Source organism: Bacteroides togonis (assembly GCF_900130135.1).
In the GTDB taxonomy this organism is placed as follows: domain Bacteria; phylum Bacteroidota; class Bacteroidia; order Bacteroidales; family Bacteroidaceae; genus Bacteroides; species Bacteroides pullorum.
The window spans coordinates 1-809 of the sequence record NZ_LT670826.1 but is presented as its reverse complement, the minus strand read 5'-3'; the positions used below and the strand labels follow the sequence as shown (position 1 = coordinate 809).

2 protein-coding genes are annotated in these 809 nt (G+C 63.5%); both read left to right on the top strand.

Translation table 11 applies throughout. The features are described 5' to 3' along the window. Nucleotides 1–208 (top strand): aminotransferase class I/II-fold pyridoxal phosphate-dependent enzyme (locus BQ8005_RS16640; RefSeq protein ID WP_159436298.1); only part of this gene is annotated, 208 nt, incomplete at its 5' end. Between the two features lie 329 nt (nucleotides 209–537). Continuing rightward, a partial coding sequence (locus BQ8005_RS16635) for a pimeloyl-ACP methyl esterase BioG family protein (protein WP_159436297.1) occupies nucleotides 538–809 on the top strand: 272 nt, incomplete at its 3' end.

Sequence of the window (809 nt, the reverse complement as noted above, 5' to 3'; positions counted from 1 at the left end):
GGGATACGCCTCGCCCAGCGTCAGCCAGATTGTCCCGATGATTGTCGGGCCGAGCGCCGACACCGTGCTGCGCGCCGAAGCCCTGCAACGCCACGGCTTCTACGCCCTACCCGTCCGTCCGCCTACGGTGCCCGAAGGCACGTCGCGCATCCGCTTCTCGCTGACCGCGGCCCTGACGGAAGACGAAGTGGACGCCATCCCCCTCTGACGACCGCCGAAGCCCTACGGAAAGCCGCGGAAACCTGTCCGCAAGGTTCCGAAGCCCTACGGAAGGCCGCGGAAAGCTGTCTGCAAGGTTCTGAAGCACTTCGGAAGGCCGCGGAAAGCTGTCCGCAAGGTTCCGAAGTACTACGGAAGGCCGCGGAAAGCTGTCTGCAAGGTTCTGAAGCACTTCGGAAGGCCGCGGAAAGCTGTCCGCAAGGTTCCGAAGCACTTCGGAAGGCCGCGGAAAGCTGTCCGCAAGGTCTCGAGGCCCTTCGGAAGGCCGCGGAAAGCTGTCCGCAACCTACAAAAACAAATGATTAACCCTGGAAACGAATGAAACAACTCTACCTCATCCACGAACACCATCCCCGCCTGCTCCTGTTCTTTGCCGGATGGGCGGCAGACGAAACGCCGTTCCGTCACTACCGCCCGCAGGGGATGGACTACCAGATCTGTTACGACTACCGCACACTGGACTTCGACGCCGCGCCCCTGCGCGCCTATGCCGAGGTGCACGTCGTAGGCTGGTCGATGGGCGTATGGGCCGCCTCGCACGTGCTGCCCTCGGCAGGCCTGAACGTGGCCAGCTGCACCGCCCTGAACGG